Annotated in this window: 12 protein-coding genes; 1 reads left to right on the plus strand and 11 read right to left on the minus strand. The window is 46.3% G+C overall.

The window, feature by feature from the left end; genetic code table 11:
- Window positions 1-69 precede the first annotated feature (69 nt).
- The 11 genes from GWI56_RS21045 to GWI56_RS21095 all read right to left on the minus strand — a co-directional run bounded on the left by GWI56_RS21045 (window position 70) and on the right by GWI56_RS21095 (window position 5,691).
- Complete coding sequence (locus GWI56_RS21045) at window positions 70-1,047, minus strand: hypothetical protein (protein WP_198573978.1); 978 nt, start codon at window positions 1,045-1,047, stop codon at window positions 70-72.
- Window positions 1,048-1,116: 69 nt separating this feature from the next.
- The gene (locus GWI56_RS21050) at window positions 1,117-1,782 is read right to left on the minus strand and encodes a hypothetical protein (RefSeq protein WP_198573979.1); all 666 of its coding nucleotides are present in this window, start codon (window positions 1,780-1,782) and stop codon (window positions 1,117-1,119) included.
- Window positions 1,754-2,182 carry a hypothetical protein gene (locus GWI56_RS21055; RefSeq protein WP_198573980.1) on the minus strand — a complete coding sequence of 143 codons (429 nt, stop codon included), beginning with the start codon at window positions 2,180-2,182 and terminating at the stop codon, window positions 1,754-1,756. The genes GWI56_RS21050 and GWI56_RS21055 overlap by 29 nt, the downstream gene beginning before the upstream one ends.
- Before the next feature lie 57 nt (window positions 2,183-2,239).
- Window positions 2,240-2,626 (minus strand): hypothetical protein, encoded by a 387-nt coding sequence (locus GWI56_RS21060; protein WP_198573981.1) that lies wholly within the window; start codon window positions 2,624-2,626, stop codon window positions 2,240-2,242.
- A 1-nt stretch (window position 2,627) separates the two neighbouring features.
- Window positions 2,628-2,858, minus strand: a complete 231-nt coding sequence (locus GWI56_RS21065; protein ID WP_198573982.1) for a hypothetical protein — start codon at window positions 2,856-2,858, stop codon at window positions 2,628-2,630.
- Entirely contained in the window at window positions 2,851-3,051 is a 201-nt protein-coding gene (locus GWI56_RS21070; RefSeq protein WP_198573983.1) for a hypothetical protein, read from the minus strand. Before GWI56_RS21070 ends, GWI56_RS21065 begins: the two co-directional genes overlap by 8 nt.
- The gene (locus tag GWI56_RS21075; protein WP_206766182.1) at window positions 3,030-4,940 is read right to left on the minus strand and encodes a hypothetical protein; all 1,911 of its coding nucleotides are present in this window, start codon (window positions 4,938-4,940) and stop codon (window positions 3,030-3,032) included. The genes GWI56_RS21070 and GWI56_RS21075 overlap by 22 nt, the downstream gene beginning before the upstream one ends.
- Window positions 4,930-5,109 (minus strand): hypothetical protein, encoded by a 180-nt coding sequence (locus tag GWI56_RS21080; protein ID WP_198573984.1) that lies wholly within the window; start codon window positions 5,107-5,109, stop codon window positions 4,930-4,932. Before GWI56_RS21080 ends, GWI56_RS21075 begins: the two co-directional genes overlap by 11 nt.
- A complete protein-coding gene (locus GWI56_RS21085; protein ID WP_198573985.1) occupies window positions 5,100-5,324 on the minus strand; it encodes a hypothetical protein in 225 nt (74 codons plus the stop codon). The genes GWI56_RS21080 and GWI56_RS21085 overlap by 10 nt, the downstream gene beginning before the upstream one ends.
- Window positions 5,312-5,539, minus strand: coding sequence for a hypothetical protein (locus GWI56_RS21090; RefSeq protein ID WP_198573986.1), 228 nt, complete (start codon window positions 5,537-5,539; stop codon window positions 5,312-5,314). Before GWI56_RS21090 ends, GWI56_RS21085 begins: the two co-directional genes overlap by 13 nt.
- The gene (locus tag GWI56_RS21095) at window positions 5,536-5,691 is read right to left on the minus strand and encodes a hypothetical protein (protein ID WP_198573987.1); all 156 of its coding nucleotides are present in this window, start codon (window positions 5,689-5,691) and stop codon (window positions 5,536-5,538) included. Before GWI56_RS21095 ends, GWI56_RS21090 begins: the two co-directional genes overlap by 4 nt.
- A 193-nt stretch (window positions 5,692-5,884) precedes the next feature.
- Here GWI56_RS21095 and GWI56_RS21100 point away from each other — a divergent pair, with 193 nt between their 5' ends.
- Window positions 5,885-6,193 (plus strand): hypothetical protein, encoded by a 309-nt coding sequence (locus tag GWI56_RS21100; RefSeq protein ID WP_063882988.1) that lies wholly within the window; start codon window positions 5,885-5,887, stop codon window positions 6,191-6,193.
- The last annotated feature ends 158 nt before the right edge of the window (window positions 6,194-6,351 follow it).

The raw sequence follows: 6,351 nt of genomic DNA on the forward strand, positions 1-6,351 counted from the left end.
TATACGGGGATTTTAGGCTGGAGAAAAGCGTACCCGTTAACGGGTACGTATTAAACTATATATTCAATACTAACTTTTTTTACTAAAAATTCCCCTATCAAAATTAAATATTGTTCTTGTTGCAGGAGAGTTTAAAAACATCTTCTTTAACTGTTCAGGCATTTCAGCGTTTTCAATGGCATTAATAACCAAATCACTCAAAGCTTCAAGTTGTCTATTTAATCCTTTTATCTTTTCATCTTTAGCCTTTAACTCACTATCAGAAATACTACGTCTAACAAGTGCATCATGCCTGATATCACCAATTTGTTCGAGCTTAGCTCGATCGCTATTATTCAGTTCAATAAGCTTAGAGTTTTCACTTTCAACTTTTAAATATGATTCATTTAAAACCCGAATCTCATCTTGTAATTTTGAATTTGAATTTGAAAGTTTTTTATTTTCCTCTACAGCTCGATTATTATCTGTAGATATCTTTTTAATTTGATTTTTGAGAAGAATTTCCTGCTCCGACAGTTTACCATATGATACTTTAGATTTGTCTAGTTCATTTTCAAGCTGTTTAGTCACGCCTGAAGATAATTCTAATTGTATTTTACATTCATTATCCTTTCTTTCTAAATCTTCTCGATAATCCCTATCCATTTGCCTAACTCTTTTTAATAAAATAGCATATTGCTCTTGTGATACTGGAGTTTCATCTTCGAATTTAACTTTTTTTGATTTAATACCCTTTTGACCTTTCATCCAAACATGAGTAAGCCAAATTTCGATAAATGGGAAAACTAAAGTATAAAAAACCGCAGCTAAGAATGGATATAAAAAAGTATTTGGATAGAATGGAATGTCATAACCAAGCAGATGTTGTGGCTGCAACTGCAGCACTTCAATTTCATAGAATTTATACCTAGTCTCCATGCCTGAAAACAGAATGAATAGAATTTTGTAGTTAAAAACACACCAAGAGAAAATAAAAGAGCTAATAAACGGGCTTGATACTCGTTCATATAAAGTCGCTTTTATGGCATTAGACATATCTTCGAACATCTAAAAATCCTTTTAATTGCTATAGATAGCACCATGATAACGTTAATTTTGCTATTTTAACTAGCAGTTTTAAGAGGCTAATGTGATCATATCTGTACTTTTGGTTTTTATATTCCCCTTAACCACAACATTAGTATTCATATCCTTCATCACATAATCTAACGGCACCAGCTTTGCCAGTACGCTGGGGCTGATATCCATTTCTGCAGCCATCATGCGACGGTCAGCGGCGCGGCTAAGGCGGCCACAACGGATAATAGTCGCGTTACCTAATGCGGTTTTATCGGATTCGGCGGGTCGCTGGGTTAAGGCGAAGATAGGCGCTAGGCCACGGGCGCGGCCTTTGCGGATAACCTGCCCCCACCACGGCGGCGCTTTACTTGGACTCGTTACGTCGGCAATTTCTTCGGCGACCACGGCGGCATTACACCAGCTAAAGGCGCACTGTGCCCACACTTCAAACAACTTAAAATTAGTGGTCACAAAGCGCACCTTCAACGCACCCTTGGGGTAACGCCTGAGTAAATCGACCAGCGCGGCGGCGCTGGTCACTTTTACGATGCCGTTTAGCTCGCCGTACTCGTCAACGGGATCCCAGATAATCACCCGTGAGCATTTGAGCCGTTTAAGCTCGGCCTTCACATAACTGGATTTGGCCGAACCCGTTGCCCCACACACGACGCGCACATCAGCCTTGCGGCTAACATCAACCCGCTTTTTCGGTGGTCTGGTCATCGTTTTTCACCTCTTTTTCGGCATGGCGTGGTGTTTTGAAGCGCGGCGCGAGAATCGCCCCTGTGATGATTAGCGCGTTGAGTTCAACCCCAAATGCGCCCGCACCTTCGGGGAAATACTTGTCGATAAGTGCGCCGTAACTTTCAGCGAGGGCTTGTTGTTCTTCGGGTGCAATATTCCAGTTGGGTGCAAAGGCCATGCAAGCAAGGCCGATAATCGGCGCGATTAACTCGGCACCCGATACGTGCGCGGCTTCGACAGCTTGATAGCCTTGGGCGTTGGCGGGTGTTTCGCCCCCTTCAATTTGTTGGGCGGCGGCAAGTGCGGCATCAAACTCGCTAAAGTGCTCGGGTTCTACGTTGGTGAGGTCATCTTCTGGCAGTTGGTCAGGATGTGTCATTGTTTCCCCTTGGGACTGTTACGGCATCACGCCGTTAATGGGCTTTATGAGTTGGCTTTAACCGATGAGCCACTTCACAAAGCTTGGTTTTTGCTCTGGCGGCGATTCTGACTCTGTAACGGGGTTTTGTCCTGTGAACTCGTTAACGGGTACACGGGCGTGTATTGGCGGGATTTTTACCCCATTAAGCATGGTCGCTGGACTCGTTATGGGTTTGGTTTTTTCTGGCTCTGTTACGGCGCTGTGCTCGGCCTTTTGGGCTGGCGACCAGATCACCGCATTCTCTAACATCCAATCTTGACCGTTTGGCATATTGGGTTTAATCATGCCCGCCTTGCTCACATAATAAAGTTTGCCGTTAATGTCGCGGCGCACTGGCGCTTTTTCATTGCAGAACGGGCAGAGGATTTCGCCTATATCGTCGTTTTTAGGTTTTCTAGCCATGTTACCCCCTTAATGACGCAGGCATAAAAGCCGCAAATACAGCCATCAACAAACTGACAAAGCGACCTTTGCGCTTAGGTGTTTTTTGCTCTGGCTCGGTTGGCTTTAGGTTGATTTTTTTCTCCGCCTTTTGACCTGGCACTTGGGTTAATTTCGGCCGCACTGCATCGCGCTGCACATAACGGGCATTGTGCTCGGCTGCCATTTTACGTTTATATGCTGCGTTACCCATTAATTGCCGCCTCCATTTTGTTAAGACGGGCTTCAAGGTCGCTCACATGGTCAATAATATCGCCAATTAATTCGTGACTCTGGTTAGCGGCTTTTTTCGCTAAGGTCATAGCCTGAAACGGCATAGCCTTGTTCGCGGCTTCAATTGTCGCGCCGATATTGGTGTGTTGCTTTAGCAAGTCTTGAATTGCCATTGGTGGTACTCCTTCAGGTTTTGTTGGTGGGTTAAGGTTTCTAGTTCTCGATCACTCTCGGGCGCTAACTTCTCGGCCAGCCATGCCGACCAAAGGCGCTCTTTTTCTGCAATACGATTGCGCACAGCGCTATAAGTGGCGCGGGCTGCGTTAATGCCTTTTGTCCAAAGGCGCTTACAGATACGGTTTTGGATAAATTCACTCTCACGGCTTAAGCCTTGCCACTGGCGAGCTCCGATCGCCCAATTGAAAAACTTGGCAAGTGATTCGGCACCTTTAAACGTGAGTTGGTAATCTTGGGCGCGAACCTCGCCCGCTTTGAGCGCGGCTTTACTGGTTTTGATTTTTTGCTCAAGCTCGGCAATACGTTTATTGATTTTTGCGAGGGCATCGGCGCGTTTTTGCGCTTTCATCACGGCTTTGTCGCGGATTGCCTTTTCGAGTGCGCCATAGGCTCGGCCAATCTCTTTGCGGATTGGCGCGGCGCGGTTTTCAAGCTTGTATTTGATTTCGCCAATGATTGAGGCCATGTGTTCGGCGTGATAGCTGGCTATGGTTTCCCACGGCTCGGCGCGGGCACCTTTTGAAATGTTATAGCGATTGCCTTTGATTTCGCCTTGGTCGGCTTTTTCGCCTTTGGTCAGATAGCCCAAGGCTTTGAGCAAATAGCCCCCTGCGGCATTGGCGCTTTTTATGCGCTGCAAGTTGGCAAAGCCTTGCCCCCATAAATTCTCTATCCGCTTTGCCCAGTCATGGAACAAATACGGCTCAACCTGCCAGCGCAACAGCACATGGCAATGCGGGTTAACTTCACCCTGTTTATTCTTTGGCGCTTCTGCTACCCATAAATAATCCAGCTTATCGCCCATCGGCTCGACAAAATTCGTCGCGCCAATGCAATCAAAGCCGTTTTCAGTTTTGAGTACTTCCCCATCTACTGACCATCCGCGCTGATACATTTTACTGGCGGCATCAAAGAAGCGCGAACACTCAGCGCCGATTGTCGAGTCACCGCTAATGATCCGCTCGCGGGCTTCGCTATTGAAAGTCAGGGTTAAGAACGTGGTAAACCCGCCTTTGACAGCGGCCATATAAGCGCCAGCGTCTAAAATATTGCGGGCTCCGCGACTGCTTAAATCGCTGGTCACTCTATCGCCCGACTGTTGCGGCGGCGCGTCGCTTGGCGGCATACCCGCTTGAACTCTTAAGCGGTATTCGTTAGACCATGCGCGGTGGGAAACTCTAACAACTGGCGTCTTGCAGATCACCACCCCGCTTTTGTCGTGGCGAGTGCTATTGTCCATCGGCGGCAATATTTCGCCTGTTTCCAGATTTACCCGACCGACTTTAGGTACATGGGCAACGGTATCGGGCGCTTTTTCGTAAATGTCGCGAACAATAAAACGCTCTGAGGCTTCGAGATTCACGCCAAGCGAGGCGGCAACACTGCCGTGAGCCTCGCTATCCTTGGCGCGTAAATGTTCAAGATATCGGCCAATGCGGGCTTGTTTACGGGCGTTTGTCGTGGCTACTGTGTGGCGTGTCGGACTTTTGCAATCCTTGACTAGCCTAGCTTTTTCGGCCGTTGGCCGCCCTGCGGGGCTTGGGTTTTTCAGTGCCATTTCAGCAAAAAAGCTGGCATTGCGACGCATTAAATCCAGCTTTAATTTTTCGGCCGCTGCTTGCTCAAATTCAGATACAAAAATACCGCCCCTTGGGGCGGTTAAGTCTTGCGGCTCGAAGGTGAGCGGCGGCGTTTCCTCTGTTATCTCAACACTGGAAACGGGCACCCGCGCCCCCTTTATCGGTTTAGCGGTTGTCCATAATTCATTACTCCTCTGTTGTAGGGTTTTGGTCTGATTCCGTGGCAAGGCGGCGCTATTCGTCATCGTCGCCCCCCTCGCTAATGATCACATCATTAATCGGTGGCTGTTCCTGCATTAAGCGCCAGTTTGGCTCCAAGCATTCATCAAGAAAAATTTGGCTACCTATTTCGCCATAACGTGTATGTGTGTTGACGTAATCAACAAGGCTCTGAGCGTAGGCGGTTAATTGCATGAACGCCCCCTAAGCTCCGCATCTTTGGCAAGGCTCAAATATCCCTGTGCACAATCAAATGCTTGGACGGCTAATTTGATATGACCACGCAAAATGTAGCGCTCTGACATTTCAATGTATTTTTCACATTGCGACAGGAAAAACGGGACATGCGACCATTTAGGGTTAGGGTTTAGACGCTGAACGCCTTCAAAAGATGCAGCTAAAGTTGACATTGGGATTCCTCCCAAGCGCTAACTACCTCAGCAATTTTTCTCGTCAGATTGTATTTTTTTACAAGGCCGTGAAGGTGTTCAATATGCGCATGAGCGGCGACCAAGTCAGCCTTAAGCTCTGCTATTTCAGGGTGAGCACTGATATCAACCGAAAGCGTTTCAGCAAAAGCCAAGCGCTGGCGCATTTCTGTGGTGATGTTCATTTGAATAATCATCTTGCACCCCCGAAAAATTTTTCTTTCAGGCGGCGGATAATTTCAGCGTTACGTTGGCGCAAAGCGTTACTAATTGGCTTAGTTAAGGTTGTAGCGTCCATCCATACGGGGACTTCAATATTTGAATTAGGTACTTTCTTGTAGCTGGTCATTTAGTCTGCTCCTGTGTTTAACCTTGTTTTGGATTTGGGCTAACTGGTCGCGTCCTACGACCAGCGCCCAACACAAGGCAGGAACATGATGTTTAATTTACTTTAAACCGTCAAATATGCATTTGACGTATAAACTTGATTGAAACATGGACTAAAATTAGCCAACAAGGCAAAGAAATGGATTTTAGAAAATATGAACCCATCTGATCTACTCGATTTAGTTCGAGCCGCATACAGCCTCACTTCTGACTATCAGGTTTCACAGAAATTTGGTTTTTCTCGGGGTGGCGTATCGTGCTGGCGAAATAACACCGCTTTTCCAAAGAATTCAGTCTTAATCCAATTCGGTAAAATCTTGCAGATAAATGCAGGGGTATTAATGCTGTATAGCCTTGAATGGCGAGAGAAAGATCCCGAAGCGAAAGCACAAATAAGCCGTCTAATTGAAGCGATAGCACATGCTAAATTCGACGACTCATTTTGTGAGGAGGTAGGTCAGTAATCAAGAAAGTGTTTCGTCGGACTCCCCTTCTTAAACCTTTGAAATAAAGAACTTAACAATAATTGCAATAATGTAACGATCTATACATTGTGCGCAGTTTTGTGTGGAAGGGATTAGATGTGCCGATAACGTCACTTATCGGCATTGATTGATATTTA

It is taken from the genome of Shewanella sp. DW31, assembly GCF_015767295.1.
Taxonomy (GTDB): Bacteria; Pseudomonadota; Gammaproteobacteria; order Enterobacterales; family Shewanellaceae; genus Shewanella; species Shewanella oncorhynchi.

Bases quoted from the DNA above. Each gene is read 5' to 3' on its own strand.
- GWI56_RS21090 (WP_198573986.1), bottom strand. From the start codon at position 5,539: ATGATTATTCAAATGAACATCACCACAGAAATGCGCCAGCGCTTGGCT.
- GWI56_RS21080 (WP_198573984.1), bottom strand. From the start codon at position 5,109: ATGCAATTAACCGCCTACGCTCAGAGCCTTGTTGATTACGTCAACACA.
- GWI56_RS21095 (WP_198573987.1), bottom strand. From the start codon at position 5,691: ATGACCAGCTACAAGAAAGTACCTAATTCAAATATTGAAGTCCCCGTA.
- GWI56_RS21055 (WP_198573980.1), bottom strand. From the start codon at position 2,182: ATGACACATCCTGACCAACTGCCAGAAGATGACCTCACCAACGTAGAA.
- GWI56_RS21060 (WP_198573981.1), bottom strand. From the start codon at position 2,626: ATGGCTAGAAAACCTAAAAACGACGATATAGGCGAAATCCTCTGCCCG.
- GWI56_RS21050 (WP_198573979.1), bottom strand. From the start codon at position 1,782: ATGACCAGACCACCGAAAAAGCGGGTTGATGTTAGCCGCAAGGCTGAT.
- GWI56_RS21045 (WP_198573978.1), bottom strand. From the start codon at position 1,047: ATGTTCGAAGATATGTCTAATGCCATAAAAGCGACTTTATATGAACGA.
- GWI56_RS21100 (WP_063882988.1), top strand. From the start codon at position 5,885: ATGAACCCATCTGATCTACTCGATTTAGTTCGAGCCGCATACAGCCTC.
- GWI56_RS21070 (WP_198573983.1), bottom strand. From the start codon at position 3,051: ATGGCAATTCAAGACTTGCTAAAGCAACACACCAATATCGGCGCGACA.
- GWI56_RS21075 (WP_206766182.1), bottom strand. From the start codon at position 4,940: ATGACGAATAGCGCCGCCTTGCCACGGAATCAGACCAAAACCCTACAA.
- GWI56_RS21085 (WP_198573985.1), bottom strand. From the start codon at position 5,324: ATGTCAACTTTAGCTGCATCTTTTGAAGGCGTTCAGCGTCTAAACCCT.
- GWI56_RS21065 (WP_198573982.1), bottom strand. From the start codon at position 2,858: ATGGGTAACGCAGCATATAAACGTAAAATGGCAGCCGAGCACAATGCC.